At 68.1% G+C, this 16,561-nt stretch carries 14 protein-coding genes and 1 tRNA gene; 5 read left to right on the forward strand and 10 right to left on the reverse strand.

Annotation, left to right across the window (positions count from 1 at the left end):
- Positions 1–67 precede the first annotated feature (67 nt).
- The 3 genes from AC6I9V_RS09465 to AC6I9V_RS09475 form a co-directional block, all read right to left on the reverse strand.
- Positions 68–994: an AEC family transporter gene (locus tag AC6I9V_RS09465; RefSeq protein ID WP_497899213.1), complete on the reverse strand. Its 927-nt coding sequence runs from the start codon at positions 992–994 to the stop codon at positions 68–70.
- A 10-nt stretch (positions 995–1,004) separates the two neighbouring features.
- On the reverse strand, positions 1,005–1,433 hold the full coding sequence (gene panD, locus AC6I9V_RS09470; RefSeq protein WP_186372184.1) for an aspartate 1-decarboxylase: 429 nt from the start codon (positions 1,431–1,433) through the stop codon (positions 1,005–1,007).
- Positions 1,434–1,519: 86 nt separating this feature from the next.
- Positions 1,520–2,428, reverse strand: coding sequence for a LysR family transcriptional regulator (locus tag AC6I9V_RS09475; RefSeq protein ID WP_497899214.1), 909 nt, complete (start codon positions 2,426–2,428; stop codon positions 1,520–1,522).
- A gap of 142 nt (positions 2,429–2,570) precedes the next feature.
- Between AC6I9V_RS09475 and AC6I9V_RS09480 the strand changes: the two genes are divergently transcribed.
- A complete protein-coding gene (locus AC6I9V_RS09480) occupies positions 2,571–4,034 on the forward strand; it encodes an amino acid permease (protein ID WP_349413941.1) in 1,464 nt (487 codons plus the stop codon).
- Positions 4,035–4,287: 253 nt separating this feature from the next.
- Positions 4,288–7,806, forward strand: a complete 3,519-nt coding sequence (locus AC6I9V_RS09485; protein WP_497899215.1) for a bifunctional proline dehydrogenase/L-glutamate gamma-semialdehyde dehydrogenase — start codon at positions 4,288–4,290, stop codon at positions 7,804–7,806.
- An 88-nt stretch (positions 7,807–7,894) separates the two neighbouring features.
- Here AC6I9V_RS09485 and AC6I9V_RS09490 read toward each other — a convergent pair whose 3' ends face one another.
- Both AC6I9V_RS09490 and AC6I9V_RS09495 read right to left on the reverse strand, forming a co-directional pair.
- Positions 7,895–8,218, reverse strand: coding sequence for a hypothetical protein (locus AC6I9V_RS09490; protein WP_497899216.1), 324 nt, complete (start codon positions 8,216–8,218; stop codon positions 7,895–7,897).
- A gap of 297 nt (positions 8,219–8,515) precedes the next feature.
- Positions 8,516–9,370 carry a LysR substrate-binding domain-containing protein gene (locus AC6I9V_RS09495; protein ID WP_146336389.1) on the reverse strand — a complete coding sequence of 285 codons (855 nt, stop codon included), beginning with the start codon at positions 9,368–9,370 and terminating at the stop codon, positions 8,516–8,518.
- A gap of 220 nt (positions 9,371–9,590) precedes the next feature.
- Between AC6I9V_RS09495 and AC6I9V_RS09500 the strand changes: the two genes are divergently transcribed.
- The gene (locus AC6I9V_RS09500; RefSeq protein WP_497900295.1) at positions 9,591–10,907 is read left to right on the forward strand and encodes an MFS transporter; all 1,317 of its coding nucleotides are present in this window, start codon (positions 9,591–9,593) and stop codon (positions 10,905–10,907) included.
- An 85-nt stretch (positions 10,908–10,992) separates the two neighbouring features.
- Here the strand turns inward: AC6I9V_RS09500 and AC6I9V_RS09505 are convergent.
- Both AC6I9V_RS09505 and AC6I9V_RS09510 read right to left on the reverse strand, forming a co-directional pair.
- A tRNA-Gly gene (locus tag AC6I9V_RS09505) sits at positions 10,993–11,066 on the reverse strand.
- Positions 11,067–11,118: 52 nt separating this feature from the next.
- Positions 11,119–12,090, reverse strand: coding sequence for a phosphotransferase (locus tag AC6I9V_RS09510; RefSeq protein ID WP_497899217.1), 972 nt, complete (start codon positions 12,088–12,090; stop codon positions 11,119–11,121).
- Between the two features lie 168 nt (positions 12,091–12,258).
- On the opposite strand from AC6I9V_RS09510, the gene AC6I9V_RS09515 reads away from it, so the two are divergent.
- Together AC6I9V_RS09515 and dcd are read left to right on the forward strand one after the other, a co-directional pair.
- Positions 12,259–12,705, forward strand: coding sequence for an SRPBCC family protein (locus AC6I9V_RS09515; protein WP_497899218.1), 447 nt, complete (start codon positions 12,259–12,261; stop codon positions 12,703–12,705).
- A gap of 66 nt (positions 12,706–12,771) precedes the next feature.
- Positions 12,772–13,347 (forward strand): dCTP deaminase, encoded by a 576-nt coding sequence (gene dcd, locus AC6I9V_RS09520; protein ID WP_349413948.1) that lies wholly within the window; start codon positions 12,772–12,774, stop codon positions 13,345–13,347.
- A gap of 44 nt (positions 13,348–13,391) precedes the next feature.
- On the opposite strand, the gene AC6I9V_RS09525 is transcribed toward dcd, so the two are convergent.
- From AC6I9V_RS09525 to AC6I9V_RS09535, 3 genes are read right to left on the reverse strand one after another with little or no spacing between them, the layout of a single operon-like run.
- Positions 13,392–14,588, reverse strand: a complete 1,197-nt coding sequence (locus AC6I9V_RS09525) for a cation:proton antiporter (RefSeq protein WP_497899219.1) — start codon at positions 14,586–14,588, stop codon at positions 13,392–13,394.
- Between the two features lie 5 nt (positions 14,589–14,593).
- Entirely contained in the window at positions 14,594–15,076 is a 483-nt protein-coding gene (locus AC6I9V_RS09530) for a cation:proton antiporter regulatory subunit (protein ID WP_175322308.1), read from the reverse strand.
- A 39-nt stretch (positions 15,077–15,115) separates the two neighbouring features.
- Complete coding sequence (locus AC6I9V_RS09535) at positions 15,116–16,516, reverse strand: MFS transporter (RefSeq protein WP_497899220.1); 1,401 nt, start codon at positions 16,514–16,516, stop codon at positions 15,116–15,118.
- Positions 16,517–16,561 lie beyond the last annotated feature (45 nt).

The following is a 16,561-nucleotide window of genomic DNA, read 5'->3' on the forward strand; positions in this document are numbered from 1 at the left end:
CGGCGCCGGTGCCGGAGCCCGCGCAGGCCACGCGGGGTGCGGCGTGCCGGGTGGGTGCCCGGCGGCCTCAGGCCAGAAGCAGCGCCACCCCGATCATGGCGGGGACCGCGACGACGGTGGTGACCAGGACTGTGTCCTTGGCGACCGTGAGTCCGGTCCGGTACCGGTTGGCCACCACATAGACGTTCTGCGCCGTGGGCAGGGCGGACGTGACCACCACGGCGAACAGCGCGGTGTCCTGCAGGCCGAGGGCGAAGCGGGCGAAGAGGAAGGCGAGCAGCGGGTGGACGATGAGCTTGAAGCCGGTAGCCAGCAGGGTGTCGGTCCGCCGCGCGGCCGAGGCCTGCAGCGGCCGGGACCCGTTCAGGCTCATGCCGAAAGACAACAGCATGGCCGGGATCGCGGCCCCGCCGATCAGATGGATGGGCTGCAGGATGAGCGCCGGTACTTCCCAGCCGGTCCCCGCGACGAGCAGTCCCAGGCCGGAGCCCACGATCATCGGGTTGCGCAGGATCATCAGGACGAAGCTCAAGGGGGTGGTCCGGTGGGCGCTGGTGGTGGCATCGAGGATAAGCAGGTACATCGGGGTGAAGAAGGCGAGCTGGAAGATCAGCAAGGGCGCCACATAGCTGGCATCGCCGAGCACGTAGACGGCGATCGGAATGCCAAGGTTGGCGGAGTTGGCCAGTGAGGCGCTCATGGAGGACACCAGGGCCTCCGGGAGCTGCCGTTTAAGGACGAACCGCACGATGCCGAAGTAGAGGGCCGCCGTCGTGATGGCACCCACAGCGGTCACCAGCAGGGGCGCCGCGAAGATGTCGTGGAGGCGGGCCTTGCTGAGCGTCTCGAACAGCAGGGCCGGGCTCGCCACAAAAAAGGTCAGGGCGCTGAGGACGGAGCGGGCGTTCTCGCCCAGGATGTTGCGCCGGCCGACGAACATGCCAACGAGGATGATGAACCAGACGACGAAGAATCCAGCAAGGACGCCTAGCACTCCGGCGCTGCTAGTTCAGGGTGGCGTTGTTCAACGCGTGCGGAGGGCGCAGGAGGCCGGCCGTGTGGCTTTCCGCCGGATCGTTGCCGATCTGGACCACCTTGTTGTCCTTGTCCACGTGGACCACCTTGGGGTTGTAGGCCTTGGCCTCTTCCGTGGTCATCTGCGCATAGGTGATCAGGATGACGATGTCGTTTTCGTGCATCAGGTGCGCCGCCGCGCCGTTGATGCCGATGACGCCGGATCCACGCTCGCCGGCGATGGTGTACGTCTCCAGCCGGGCGCCGTTGGTGACGTCGACGATCGCGACGAGTTCACCGGGGAGGATGTCGGCGGCCTCGAGCAGGTCCAGGTCCACGGTGACCGAGCCGACATAGTGAAGGTCCGCGTGGGTGACCGTGGCGCGGTGGATTTTGGACTTGAACATTGTTCGATTCATAACGTCATCAGTCTACCGCCGGCGCCGCGGCTGCGCTGTGAGCCAGGGAACACCGACGGCGGCGGCAACACCAGTGGCGGACGGCTTCAGGCGGCGGGGGTGATCGACGCGGCGGTCTCGGCGAGGATTTGGCGCGCCGCGACGATCGCGGGCCGATTGGCGCTGGAGCGGCGCACCGACGTGAAGACGGTGCGGTGCGGACTGCCGGGGAGCTCGATCAGCTGGGCTGTGGTGCCCCGGCCGGTCCAGACCAGGTCCGGCATCAGCGCCACCGCGTTGCCCGACTCGATCAGCCGGATCTGCGCCTGCAGGTCGGCGGTCTCAAAGCGCACATCGGGCTCGAACCCGGCGCTCCGGCAGGCCTGTTCGGCCCAGTGCCGGGACGCCGCGCCCCGGGGTTCCATCACCCAGGACATCCCGTTGGTGTCGGCGAGGGTGGTGATTGCGGGGCGGCCCGGGGACGCCGGCGGAACCGCCAGACGGATCGCGTCGCCGGTCAGGCGGACCCGGTCCAGTTCGGCGTAGCGGGGTGCCGCGTGGCCCGGGTACTGCTCGGCGATGACCAGGTCAAAGTCACGCGCCCACGTCTCGTGGAGGGCGGTCTCGGGCTCCCGTTGGACCATCTCGATCCGGACTTCCGGGTAGCTGGAGGACATCCGGGTCAGGGCGTCGGGCATAAGCGCCAGTGCCGCGGACTGGAACACGGCGATCCGCACCGTCCCGGTCACCGTGGTCAGCGAGGCGGCCAGATCGGCCTCCGCCTGTTCCAGGGTTTCCAGCAGCTGGGCGGTGTGGGTGACCAGGACCTCGGCCTGCGGGGTGAGCTGTACGCGGCGGCCCGTTTTCCTCAAGAGTTCGACGCCGGCTTCCTTTTCCAGCAGCGCCAGCTGCTGCGAGACCGACGACGGGCTGTACTGCAGCGCCTCGGCGACTTCCGCCAGCGTGCCGCGGATCTTGAGTTCGCGCAAAAGGCGCAAGCGCCGGACGTCGAACATCACTATTCCTTTGTGAATTCTAATGGTTATTGATTAGGAGAATTCACTTTATCTAATGCAATGGGGCTTGCATACTGTTGTCATCGAGTAACCCCCATCACAGGGCGGATTGATGGGCGACACCCCACTGCAGGAGACCCTGATGAGCACCAGAGATTTGACCAGATCGATCATGCGGCGCAAGCCCATCGACGACATTGAAGAGGAAAACAAGCACAGCGGCCTGTTCAAAAGCCTGGGCCTCTGGCAGCTGACGGCCATCGGCGTCGGCGGCATTATCGGCGTCGGCATCTTCTCGCTGGCGGGCCTGGTGGCCCACGGCAGCGAGAGCGAACCCGGGGTGGGCCCCGCGGTGCTGTTCTCCTTCCTGATCGCGGGGCTGGCGTCCGCCGCCGCCGCGCTGTCCTACGCAGAATTCGCGGGCATGATCCCGCGGGCCGGCTCGGCCTACACCTACGGGTACGTGGCACTGGGCGAGGTGATCGGCTGGTTCATCGGCTGGGACCTGCTGCTGGAGTACATCGCCATCGTGGCGGTGGTGGCCATCGGCATCTCCGGCTACTTCGACGCGTTCCTTTCCGGCATCGGCATCCACATGCCCGTCTGGATGACCTCGACGGCGGATGAGGGCAAGGGCGGCGTGGTGAATATCCCCGCGATTGCCGTGTGCCTCCTCGTGACCTGGATCCTCTCCCGCGGGACCAAGACGTTCGGCCGCTTCGAGCTCGTGGCCGTGGCCATCAAGGTGGTCCTGATCCTGTTCATCATCGGCCTGGGCATCTTCTACATCAACACCAACAACTACAACCCGTTTATGCCCAGCGGGTTCGGTCCGGTGCTGGCGGGCTCGGCCACGGTGTTCTTCGCCGTCTTCGGCTACGACGCGATGAGTACGGCGGCGGAGGAGGCCACGGACGGCAAAAAGCACATGCCCAAGGCGATCATCCTGTCCCTGATCGTGGCCATGCTTCTCTACGTCGCCGCGACCCTGGTGCTCACGGGCATGCAGAACTACCAGGACATCGACCCGAAGGCCGGCTTCGCCTCCGCCTTCAACGGCGTGGGCCTGCCGGTCATCGCCACGATCATCTCCGTCTTTGCGGTGCTGTCGATCCTGACCGTGATGCTGACCTTCCTGCTCGGTGTCACCCGCGTCTGGTTCTCGATGAGCCGGGACGGGCTGCTGCCGGGCTGGTTCGCCAAGACCGACCGCCACGGTACTCCGCAGCGCGTCACCTGGATCGCCGGCGTGGCCTCGGCCCTGTTGGCCGGCGTCTTCCCGATCAAGGCCGTTGCCGACCTGACGAACATCGGCATCCTGGCCGCGTTCGTCGTCGTCTGCCTCTCGGTGATCATCTTCCGCTACAAAAAGCCCGACGCCCCGCGCACGTTCCGGCTGCCGCTGATGCCGGTGGTCCCGCTGTTCGGCATGCTCGCCTCGGCGTTCCTCATGCTGCAGCTGCACTGGGAGACCTGGGTCCGCTTCGGCGTGTGGCTGGTAGTGGGGCTGGTCATCTACTTCGGCTACGGCCGGAAACACTCCCTGATGAACCCGGAGAGCCCGCGGCACCAGGAGGCCGTGGAAATGCACCGCCACGTCGGCTAGCCGCACCGCTGCGGCCCATCCCGCGGCCCCTCCCCGGACGCTCCCTCAGGTCCGGCGCGATATCGGCGAACCCTCCCGCGCCCGGTGCGAGAGGGCTCGTCGTTTCGGTGCCAAACGTGAGGGAGGATCGCCCCGCGGAAGCTTCGATTTTTCTAACCAGTATTGCTCAGAAAACATCGCTTTATCTTATGAAAATTTGCTCTCATACTGATTTCAAGAACGGTCCACATATTGAGAAAGAACGAGTGCCACCATGACCAACACCTCAACGGAATCCGGCCTGGCCAGCGGCGGGGACGCGGGCAACGAAGCCACGCACGCCGCCGTCTCGGAAGGCTCGCCCGTGCTTGAGGCCGCAGCCCTCGCCGAGGAGACCATCACCCTGGTGCGCCGCTGGCTCACCGAGGCGGCCAAGGTCCCGGTGGATGCCTCGGCGGAGCAGCTCGCCGGCGTCCTGAAGGACCCCAACGGCCTGGACTTCACGGTCGGATTCGTCGACGGCGTCGTCCGCCCCGAGGACCTGCAGGTCGCTGCGCGCAACCTCGCCGCCCTGGCCCCCAAGGTCCCGGCCTTCCTGCCCTGGTACATGCGCAGCGCGGTCCGCCTCGGCGGCACCATGGCCCCGGTCCTGCCGCAGGTGGTCATCCCGGTTGCCCGCCGCGTGCTCCGCGAAATGGTCGGCCACCTGATCGTCGACGCGACCGACGCCAAGCTGGGCCCGGCCATCGCCAAGATCCGCCGTGACGGCATCAAGCTCAACGTCAACCTCCTCGGCGAGGCGGTGCTCGGCGAGCACGAGGCCTCCCGCCGGCTCGAGGGCACCCACACCCTGCTGGCCCGCCCCGACGTGGACTACGTCTCGATCAAGGTCTCCTCCACCGTGGCCCCGCACTCCGCCTGGGCCTTCGACGAGGCCGTGGAACACGTGGTCGAGAAGCTCACCCCGCTCTTCACCCGCGCCGCGTCGTTCCCCAAGCCCAAGTTCATCAACCTAGACATGGAGGAGTACAAGGACCTGGACATGACCATCGCGGTCTTCACCCGGATCCTGAACAAGCCGGAGTTCAAGAACCTCGAGGCCGGCATTGTTCTCCAGGCCTACCTCCCGGACGCCCTCGCCGCGATGATCCGCCTGCAGGACTGGGCCGCGGCCCGCCGCGCCGACGGCGGCGCCGCCATCAAGGTCCGCGTGGTCAAGGGCGCCAACCTGCCGATGGAACAGGTCGAGGCCTCCCTGCACGACTGGCCGCTCGCCACCTGGAACACCAAGCAGGACTCGGACACCAACTACAAGCGCGTCATCAACTACGCGTTGCACCCGGACCGGATCGGCAACATCCGGATCGGTGTGGCCGGCCACAACCTCTTCGACATCGCCTTCGCCTGGCTGCTGGCCAAGCAGCGCGGGGTGGAGCAGGGCATCGAGTTCGAGATGCTGCTCGGCATGGCCCAGGGCCAGGCCGAAGCCGTCAAGCAGGACGTCGGGTCGCTCCTGCTCTACACGCCGGTGGTCCACCCCGCCGAGTTCGACGTCGCGATCGCCTACCTGATCCGCCGGCTCGAAGAGGGCGCCAGCCAGGACAACTTCATGTCCGCGGTGTTCGAACTTAGCGAGAACGAATCCCTGTTCGAACGCGAGAAGCAGCGCTTCCTCGCCTCCCTCGCCAAGCTCGACGACGAGGTCCCGGCCCCGAACCGCCGGCAGAACCGCAGCCTCCCGGCCGCGCCGCTGCCGCACGATTCGTTCGAGAACACCCCGGACACCGACCCGTCGCTGCCGGCCAACCGCGACTGGGGCCGCGCCATCCTGGGCCGTGTCGCCAGCTCCACGCTGGGCAACGCCGCCGTTGAGGCCGCCACCATCAACGACGCCGAGACCCTGAACACGGTCATCGACACCGCCGTCGAAAAGGGCAAGGCCTGGGGCGCCCTCACCGGCGCCGAGCGCGCCGAAATCCTACACCGCGCCGGCGACGTCCTTGAGGCCCGCCGCGCCGACCTGCTCGAGGTCATGGCGTCCGAGACCGGCAAGACCATCGACCAGGGCGATCCCGAGGTCAGTGAGGCGGTGGACTTCGCGCACTACTACGCCGAGTCCGCCCGCCGGCTCGACGACGTCGACGGCGCCACCTTTGTCCCGGCAAAGCTCACCGTCGTGACCCCGCCGTGGAACTTCCCGGTGGCCATCCCGGCCGGCTCCACCCTCGCGGCGCTCGCCGCCGGGTCCGCCGTCGTGATCAAGCCCGCCAAGCAGGCCCGCCGCAGCGGCGCCGTCATGATCGAGGCGCTCTGGGAAGCCGGCGTTCCGCGCGACGTTCTGACCATGGTGCAGCTGGGCGAACGCGAACTGGGCCAGCAGCTGATCTCGCACCCGGCCGTGGACCGCGTCATCCTGACCGGCGGCTACGAGACCGCCGAGCTGTTCCGTTCCTTCCGCAAGGATCTGCCGCTGCTGGCCGAAACCAGCGGCAAGAACGCCATCATCGTCACCCCAAGCGCCGACCTGGACCTCGCGGCCAAGGACGTCGCGTACTCCGCGTTCGGCCACGCCGGCCAGAAGTGCTCCGCGGCCTCGCTGGTGATTCTCGTCGGCTCGGTGGCGAAGTCCAAGCGCTTCCACAACCAGCTGATCGACGCCGTCACCTCGCTGAAGGTCGGCTACCCGGAGGATCCGGCCAGCCAGATGGGGCCGATCATCGAGCCCGCCAGCGGCAAGCTCCTCAACGCCCTGACCACCCTCGGCGAGGGCGAGGCCTGGGCCGTGGAACCGAAGCAGCTGGACGACGCCGGCAAGCTCTGGAGCCCGGGCGTGCGCTCGGGCGTGCGGCGCGGTTCCTACTTCCACCTCACCGAGTTCTTCGGCCCGGTCCTGGGCGTGATGACCGCCGAAACCCTGGAGGAGGCCATCGCGATCCAGAACCAGATCGAGTACGGCCTGACCTCCGGCCTGCACTCGCTCAACTCCGACGAACTGGCACTCTGGCTGGACACCGTCCAGGCCGGCAACCTCTACGTCAACCGCGGCATCACCGGCGCAATCGTGCAGCGCCAGCCCTTCGGCGGCTGGAAGAAGTCAGCCGTTGGTGCCGGCACCAAGGCCGGCGGCCCCAACTACCTCGCAGGGCTCGGCGACTGGGCCAGCAAGCCCAGCACCGCCGTGGCCACCTCGGCACACTCCGGCGTGCGCCGGATCGAGGAGACCGCCAAGGGCTTCCTTACCGCTGAGGAGCTGGCCCCGCTGCAGCGCTCGCTGGCCTCCGACGCTTTGGCCTGGGCCGAGGAGTTCGGCACCGCCAAGGATGTCTCCGGGCTGAGCGCCGAACGCAACGTCTTCCGCTACCGCCCGTTGCCGGTTACGGTGCGGCTCTCCGACGGCGAACCGCTTGGGGGGCTGGTCCGGGTGGTTGCGGCCGGCCTCCAGGCAGGATCGGAGCTCACGGTGTCCAGGGCCGTCGAACTGCCCGCCCAGCTGCGTGCGGTGCTGTCCGGCCTGGGCGTCGCCATCACCGTGGAGGACGACGCCGCGTGGCTGGCCTCTGCGGCCAGGCTCGCCGCGGCAACGAAACTGCCCGTGACCCGCATCCGCCTGATCGGCGGCGACGCGAAGGCGTTGGCGGAAGCCACCGGCGGCCGCCCCGACCTGGCCGTCTACTCCCACCCGGTCACCGAGGCCGGGCGCGTGGAACTGCTGCCGTTCCTGCACGAGCAGGCCGTCAGCATCACAGCGCACCGCTTCGGCACCGCCAACCACCTCTCGGACGGCCTGATCTAGACGGTCCTCCGGGCCGCTCCAGGGCAGACAGCGTCGCCGCCGTGACCGCAGCCAAACTGTGGGCACGGCGGCGACGGCCGTTTAAGGCTCAGCCCAGGTACCAGCCGGGCGGCACCCAGGACGCGGGAACGGCGTGCGCGGAGAAATCCTCGCAGCCGGAGCAGAAGTACGCCACCTCGCCCAGTTTGCTGACCGAGCCGTCGCGTCGGTGCTTCGCGGGAACAAACGACTCGAGGTACACGAACTCATCCGTCCCGCACCGTTCGCAGAAAGGGATGCCCACGTAGTCCGCGTCGACGCGAACGGAGGCGGCATGCGGGTCGAGGCGGCCCAGCGGCGGATGCGGCACGCTTTCCAGCGGCGGCGCCGCCGCCAGCGGTGCCGTGGCCGCCAGCGGGTGGGCCGGAGTCAAGGGGCGGCCGTGCCGCACCGGGCCGGGTCGCATGGCGGGATGGGGACGATGTGTGGCTGGCGTCATTGCTGGCCTATCCCGAACGCTCCCCGCAGCCTGCCGCCATAGCCGAATGGCAGCAGCCAGCGACAGCGTTCGTTGTCTCGAAATGTTGTGGCGGGCCTCTGCTTGACCTTCAACACAGTCAGGATAGGACAAGTACCACCTGCGTTCAATGGCTGCGTACTGGCCCGGCCGGCCAAGTATTTTGTGGCACGTAGCGGGGTGCGGCTGAGTAGGTACAGGGGAGCGCGGGGACTAGGTGGAGCGGTTCAGGGCGCGTCCCACGATGGTCTGGGTGAGGGCTTCGATGACCTCGGTGTTGGCCAGCGGGTTGCGGATCAGGGTGAAGTCGACGTCGCCGACGCTGGGCAGGTCGAAGCGCCGGGTGATGATCTTCAGGTCCTCCGGAACCAGCGAGGACGGCATCACGGCGACCCCAATACCGGCGCGGACGGCGGCCAGTACCCCGCTGATCTGCCGCGTGGTGCAGGTGATCCGCCAGGTGCGGCCGGTTGCCTCAAGCGCATCGATGGCCAGCTTCCGGCTCAGGCTGGGCGCGGGGTAGGCGATCAGCGGCACGGGATGGCCGGGGTCCAGGGAGGTCTGCTCAAGCCCCACCCAGGCGAAGGAGTCCTGCTGCACCACGGTGCCGTCCTTGGCGCCGGCCACCCACTTGACGAAGACCAGGTCCAGCTGCCCGGCGTTGAGCCGCTTGTAGAGCTGGTCGCTCTGTCCCACCGTCAGTTCGAGGTTGATCTGCGGATAGATCTGGCGGAATTCGCGCAGGATGCGGGGCAGTCCCGTGATGGCGAGGTCGTCCGCGGTGCCGAAGCGCAGCCGGCCGCGCATCGCGGAACCGGAGAAGTAACGGGCCGCGGAGTCGTGCGCGGCGAGGATGCTGCGCGCGAAGCCCGCCATGGCGTCGCCGTTGTCCGTCAGGCGCACGTCGCGGGTGTCGCGGGCGATCAGGGTCCGCCGGGCTGCGGCCTCCAGTTTCCGGACGTGCTGGCTGACGGTCGGCTGCGCCAGCCCCAGGCGCTCGGCGGCCCGCGTGAAGCTGAGCGTCTCGGCCACGGCCAGGAAGGAACGGAGCTGGGCGGGTTCAAACATGCGGCCTCCCGGCCAGTTGGTCGACGTACCGGTCCACTCTCAGCCTCCCCCATTGCGATTCGTGATGCTAGTTATATGCAGAATAGCCTTCCATAATCGTTTCGGGCCAGCATAGCGTTAAGGCGACCCCGTTGACCCGCTCCCTTGAGGACTTTCCGTGGCACCCCCTCCGCCTTTCCAGGCCGCAGACCCGCAACACGATCAACTCCGGCAGGTCCCCCTGCCGCCAACCGCCCAGCCTTCCACCGCCCAGATCGGTGTCGTCACCGAGCGGCTGCCGTGGAGGCATACATTCATTTCGCTCAAGGTCCGCAACTTCCGGATCTTCGCGATTGGACACTTCATCGCCGTGGTGGCGCTCTGGATGCAGCGCATCGCCCAGGACTGGCTGGTCCTGCAGCTCTCCGGCTCCGTCACCGCCGTCGGCGTCACCGTGGCCCTTCAGTTCCTGCCCTCGCTGTTCCTGGGCCCCTGGGCGGGCATGATGGCGGACCGTTTCGCCAAGCGCAGGATCCTCATGCTGTGCCAGTCCGTCGCCGCCGTGCTGGCGGCGCTCCTCGCCGGCCTGGCTCTGTCGCAGCGGATCGAGGTGTGGCACGTTTACGCGATCGCGCTGACGCTGGGCCTGGTCACCGTGCTGGACCAGCCGGCCCGGCAGGTCTTCGTTAACGAGCTGGTGGGGCCGGCCTACCTGCGCAACGCCATCAGCGTGAACTCCACGATCTTCCAGCTCGGCGGCCTGATCGGCCCGGCCTTCGCGGGTGTGCTGCTTGGCGCAGTCGGGGCAGGCTGGGCCTTCGCCGCCAACGCCGTCGCGTGCTGCTTCACCGTGACCATGCTGCTGGTCCTGCGCAAGGACGAGCTGCACCTCACGCTGCCGGCCGCCAAACGGAAGGGCATGCTCAGGGAAGGGCTGCAGTACGCCCTGGCCAAGCCCACGATCTACTGGCCCTGGCTGATGGCCGGCTTCATCGCGGTGTTCGCGATGAGCCTGCCGGTGCTGCTGGCGGCCTTCGCGGACCGCGTGTACGACGCCGGTGCCGGCGGCTACGGCCTGCTCAACGCCCTGGTGGCGCTCGGGGCACTGGCCGGGGCCATCACGTCCGCCCGGCGGCGCCAGCTCCGGCTGCGCTCCGTCGTGCTGGGCGCCGGGATGTACGGGCTGATGCTCTGCCTGGCAGCAGCGGCGCCAACGATGGAGTGGTTTGGGGTGGCGATGGTGCTGGCCGGCTTCTGGTGCCTGATGTTCCTGACCGCAGCCAACCAGCTGGTCCAGGTCAGCGCCAACATGGGGATCCGCGGCCGGGTGATGAGCCTGTACATTATGGTGCTCATCGGCGGCCAGGCCATCGGGGGGCCGCTGATGGGCTGGCTGGCCGAGCACCTGGACCCGCAGACGGCGATCCTCGTTTCCGGCGGAGTGCCGGCGCTGGCCGCGGCGGCAGTCGCCGTCGTACTGGCCCGCCGCGGGCAGCTGATGCTGAAGGTGGACCTGAAGGACCGGCGGCGGCTGCTGCGGATTGTCCGGAACGCGTAGCTTTCCGCGCCGGTTTTGGACAGGGGCTCCGCGGATCCGCGCAGCGGGGGTCCGAAACCGGCGCGAAAACCGGAAGCGGGAAAAGTGGAGCGGCTGACGGGAATCGAACCCGCGTATCAAGCTTGGGAAGCTAGCGCTCTACCATTGAGCTACAGCCGCAGCGGGAGGGTCCAGGATCCTGGTCCACTCCTGCGGAACAACGAGACTTACCTTACCCCAGCCGGGGGATTTCCCAGAACAGCGATGCCGGATCCCGGCTGGCTGCCCGGCGCTCCCTCAGCCAGGCGAGGCAGGCCGCACCCTCGGCCCGTTGGAACTCCCGCAGGGTTGGTATGCCGGGCGGGGCGGGTGCCCTGGCGCTGTCGGTGAAATAGCCGGCGAGGGCTGCCAGCACGGCGTCGATGTGCTCCGCAGCCGCGCCGGCAAAGGCGCGGTGCTGCCGCAGGGCCGCCTCCGTGTCGCACCCCGGGTCGCTGACCCGGGCGTCGATCAGGACCGTGAGCGCGTCGAACCAGGAGGCCCCGCGCGCCGCCCACGGCCAGTCCACAATCACGGCGCCGCCGTCGCCGGTCACCAGGACGTTGTCCGCGCGCAGATCCACGTGGACCAGGTGGTCGCCCCGGAGCGCGTCGGCGGCCCCGGCGGCGAGCGATTCCAGCTCCGCGTGGTGCGCAGCAGCCCAGGCGTCCAGGTCCGCGGACGGAGCGCCGCGCAGCCGCTTCCAGCCCTCGAAGACACTCCGCACCTCGTCCGGCAGGGCCGGCAGCGCCGCGAGGGCATCAGCTGGCAGCGGCGCGGCGGCGATGGTGTCCACCGCGTCGAGCACACGGTGGAGCTCGGTTCCGGAGAGCCGGGGATGCCGGCCCTCGACGTCTTCCAGCACGACGGCGACCCAGCCGCCGTCGTCGTACACCCCGGCCAGCTTCGGCACGGGAAGGTGGCCCGGCAGGAGCCCCATCACCCGGGCCTCCCGGCGGTGCAGGCCCGGCGAGTCTGGATTGGGCTCGCTGCCCACCGCCTTGACGAAGAACCGGCCGCCGGCTTCGGTCAGCACCCTGTCGGCGCTGCCGGGGGAGTAGCCGCCGCTCTGCGAACGGGCCGACACCACCGGGCTGCCGAGGATGGCCTCGACGCCGGAGCGGACCGCGGCGGGCAATTCGTGCCAGCCCAAACGATTGTTCATGGTGAAACAGTAGCCGGGGCGCGGACCGGGGGCGGCGCATAACTCTTCGATAAAGGCCCGCCCCCGCATCTGCCCGGGGCCGGCGTTGCTGGCTATCCTGAAGGGGTTAGCTGCAGTCTCCGGGGAAGCCGGCTACGTCCATCAGCCGCCCGCCGAGCGAGGATTTCCGTGGCCTTTGCAGAGTACGAAGTGGTGATCCGGCGCGACGCGATGAGCGTCTACAACTTCCTGCTGGATCCGCGTAATCTTCCCTCCTGGCGTGACGGGATTCGCGGCGTTGAACTGGTCTCCGGTACGGCCTGCTCGAAAGGGGCCATCTACCGTCCCCGGCTGGCCGCGACCGCGCGGCCCGCGGCCGCCGGGGAATTCCAGCTCACCGCTACCCGGCCCGGGGCCGAGATCCAGTTCCAGGCGATTGCCGGACCCGCGCAACTGCACGGGGGCTACTACCTCAGCACTGAGGGCTCCCGCACCCGCGTCCGCTTCGCCCTCCGGTCCCGCAATGCGGGGCTTTCGCTCCTGATGTACCCGAGGCTCCGCCGGGAAATGATGGGGCAGGTGGAACAGTTGGAGCAGCTCAAGTCCCTGCTGGACCACCGGCAGGAAGCGGCTTAGCGTGATTTTGCTGTAACACTGGCCCCACGCCCACCAGCCGGCAACGAGTGGGGTATTTTTGAACCTGTGCTGATCTCTGACCGCGACATTCGTACCGAAATCGATTCCCAGCGGATTGTGCTGGAGCCGTTCGACCCCGACATGGTCCAGCCGTCGTCGGTGGACGTGCGGATTGACCGGTTCTTCCGGCTGTTCGACAACCACAAGTACGCGCACATCGACCCGGCCGAGGACCAGCCCGAGCTGACCCGCCTGGTGGAGGTGGACCCGGGGGAGCCGTTTATCCTGCACCCGGGCGAGTTCGTTCTGGGGTCCACCTACGAGACCGTCACCCTGCCGGATGACATCGCCGCGCGTCTCGAGGGCAAGTCCTCGCTGGGCCGTCTTGGCCTGCTGACGCACTCAACGGCGGGGTTCATCGATCCGGGCTTCTCCGGCCACGTGACCCTGGAGCTCTCCAACATGGCCACGCTGCCGATCAAGCTCTGGCCGGGCATGAAGATCGGCCAGTTGTGCTTCTTCCGCCTGAGCTCGGCTGCCGAGCATCCTTACGGTTCCGGTGAGTACGGCAACCGCTACCAGGGCCAGCGCGGCCCGACGGCGAGCCGCAGCCACCTGAACTTCCACCGCACCGACATCTAAACAGCACCGACATCTAGGCCGGCCGCCGGTCAGCCGGCCGCCCCTCAGCCGGCCGGACGGACCGGTAGCGTCGCGCGCCGGGCCGGCCGCCGCAGCATCCGTACCACCGGCTCCACGAAGCGGGCTGCGAGCGGACCCATGATGGCCATGATCAGCACGTAGGCGGTGGCCAGGGCGGCGAGCTCGCGGGGCACGACGCCGGAGGCGACGGCGAGCCCGGCGATCACAATCGAGAACTCGCCGCGGGCAATCAAGGCCGCCCCGGCACGGAAGCGCCCGGCGATGGCGATCCCGGCCCGCTTGGCGGCCCAGACTCCGGTGATCATCTTCGTTGCCGCCGTCAGGACTGCCAGGACCAGCGCCCAGCCGAGGACCGGCGGGATGGACGCCGGATCCGTGTTCAGGCCAAAGACCACAAAGAAGATTGCCGCGAACAGGTCCCGCAACGGCTCCAGGATCCGAGTGGCACTGTGCGCGGTGGCGCCGGAGATCGCAATCCCGAGCATAAAGGCGCCCACCGCCGCCGAGACCTGCATCGCGGCGGCCAGCCCCGCGACCAGCAGCGCCGCCCCGAGCAGGTTGAGCAGGAACACCTCGGAGTTTTCGCTGTGGACGGCCTTGGACACGTGGTGGCCATGGCGCAGCGCGACCACCAGCACCAGCGTGACGACGGCGAGCGAGATGCCAACCGTCTGCAGGCCCACCAGGAACGTCACCCCGGCGAGGGTGGCGGTCAGGATCGGCAGGTAGACGGCCATGGCCAGATCCTCGAACACCAGGATGGACAGGATCACCGGCGTCTCACGGTTACCGATCCGTCCCAGATCGGTGATGACCTTCGCGGCGATTCCCGACGAGGAGATGTAGGTGACGCCGCCCATCACCATGGCCCCCACGAGTCCCCAGCCGAGCATCAGCGCCAGCGCCGCCCCCGGGACGAAGTTGAGCACGAGGTCCAGCACGCCGGCCTGCCAGGAACGCCGCAGTCCGGTGACGAGCTCGGCCGCCGTATATTCCAATCCGAGCATAAGTAGGAGCAGGATGACACCGATTTCGCTGGAAAGATGTGCAAACTCGTGCATCCCCTCCAGCTTGACGAGCCCGCCGGCACCAAAAAACAGGCCGCCGACGAGGTAGAGCGGGATGGGGGACATGCCGATCCGCCCGGCCAGCCTGGCCAGCAGGCCAAGGCAGAACACGACGGCCCCCAGTTCGATGAGGGTCAGGGCGAGCGGATCCATGCCACTTATCCGTTGCGCAGGATGCTGGCTGCCGTGTCGAGGCCTTCCTGCGTGCCCACCGCGACCAGCAGGTCACCGGGGTGCAGAACGACGTCGGGGCCGGGCGAGGGGAGGACTTCGCCTTCGCGCATGATGGCAACAATGGAGGCACCGCTGCGCGTCCGGATGCAGGCCTTCCCCATCGGCTGGTTCTGGAAGGGGGAGTCCGCCGCGATGGAGAACTGCCGGGTGACGATCCCCGGGACCTCCCGGTGAGCCTCGGACAACTGCATGGCCAGGCGCTGTCCTCCCAGCAGATTGCCGAGCGCGGCGGCCTCGTCGGCGGTCAGCGGAATGGACGCCTGGCAGGTGTCCGGGTCATCCCAGGTCGAGACGATCAGCTCGGTCTGGCCTTCGCGGTACTCGACGACGCCGATCCGGCGCCCCGAGGCGGTCATGAAGTCCTTGCGCCGGCCCAGGCCGGGAAGGTCTGTCTCATCCACGTTCATGCCTCCAGCCTAGTGCGCCTGCCGGGTTTTGGGGCAGGTTCAGGCCGCGGGCACCACGGCGATTTCGGTCTTTCCCGGCGGCTTGACGGGCAGCATAACCAGCAGCCCGGCCAGCAGCACAACCATGATGCCGAGGATGCCCCAGCGCTGCGCTTCGCCGGGGGCAACGAGGGGCGTCGCGATGGTTATGCACAGGGTGAAGAGCGCGGGCGCCAGGAAGCTAACGGCCCGGCCGGTGGTGGCGTACAGGCCAAACAGCTCGCCGGATTCTCCGTGCGGGGCGAGCCGGGCCAAGTAGGCGCGGGACGAGGACTGCGCCGGCCCCACGAACAGGCACAGGAACAAGCCAAATACCCAGAACGTGGTGCTGCCGGCCCATTCCATGCCGAGAAGGAAATAGGTTCCGTTGCCCAGGGCCAGCAGGACGCTGCCCGCGACCAGCAGGCCGGCCAGCGATCCGATGATGACCGCCTTGGGTCCCACTTTGTCGTCAAGGAAGCCGCCCAGCAGGGCCCCGACGGCGGCAACCACGTTGCCGAAGATAGCGAAGAAGATGACCTGTTTGAGCTCAAAGCCGAAGGTTCCGGCGGCGATAATCCCGCCGAAGGTGAACACGGCGGCGAGCCCGTCGCGGAAGATCGCGCTGGCGAGGAGGAAGAAGATCGTGTGCGGGCTGGTCCGGTAGATGGCGCGGATCCTGCGCACCAGCAGGCCGTAGGAGGCGAAGAACCCTAGTGCGGCCTGCCGGGCCTTGGGCACCTCGGGGACCGCGAACATGACCGGAATGGCGAAGACCAGGAACCAGAGGGCGGAGAACACCGCCACGAGGCGGATGTTCAGGCTGTCCTCGGTGGAGGCGCCGAACCAGTCGATGCTGGGCTGGACGAAGAGCTGCAGCACAATCAGTAGCGCCACGATGCCGCCGACATAACCCGAGGCCCAGCCGAAGCCGCTGATCTTGCCGATGTTGGCGGGGGTGGAGATCTGGGCCAGCATGGCGTTGTAGTTGACGCCGGCGAATTCGAAGAACACATTGCCCAGCGCAATCAGCGTCACTCCCAGGAGCAGGAACTCCGGGCGGGGGAAAACGAAGAAACAGAGCCCGGTCAGCAGGGCGACCGCGGCGGTGTTGACGCCGAGCCAGAGCTTGCGCCGGCCGCCGGTGTCCGAGCGCTGCCCGGTGACCGGGGCCAGCAGCGCGATGGCCAGCCCGGCGATGGCCAGTGCGCCGCCCAGGACCGCCGAGGCTTCGTCTTCGCCGCCGAAGGCCTTGGAGGTCAGGTAGACAGTAAACACAAAGGTGGTCATCACCGCGTTGAAGGCTGCGGAACCCCAGTCCCAGGCGGCCCACGCGAGGACCTTGCCCTTGCTTGTGGCGTGGCTGCCGGACTCGAGTTCCGAGGCCGGGCGCATGGCCTCGGGGGCGGTGGCGGAGTTCATAGCCTGATGTTAGCCGTCCGGCACGGCCCAGCCGCGGAGGAAACG

The organism is Arthrobacter sp. SlRoot2-15, assembly GCF_059739345.1.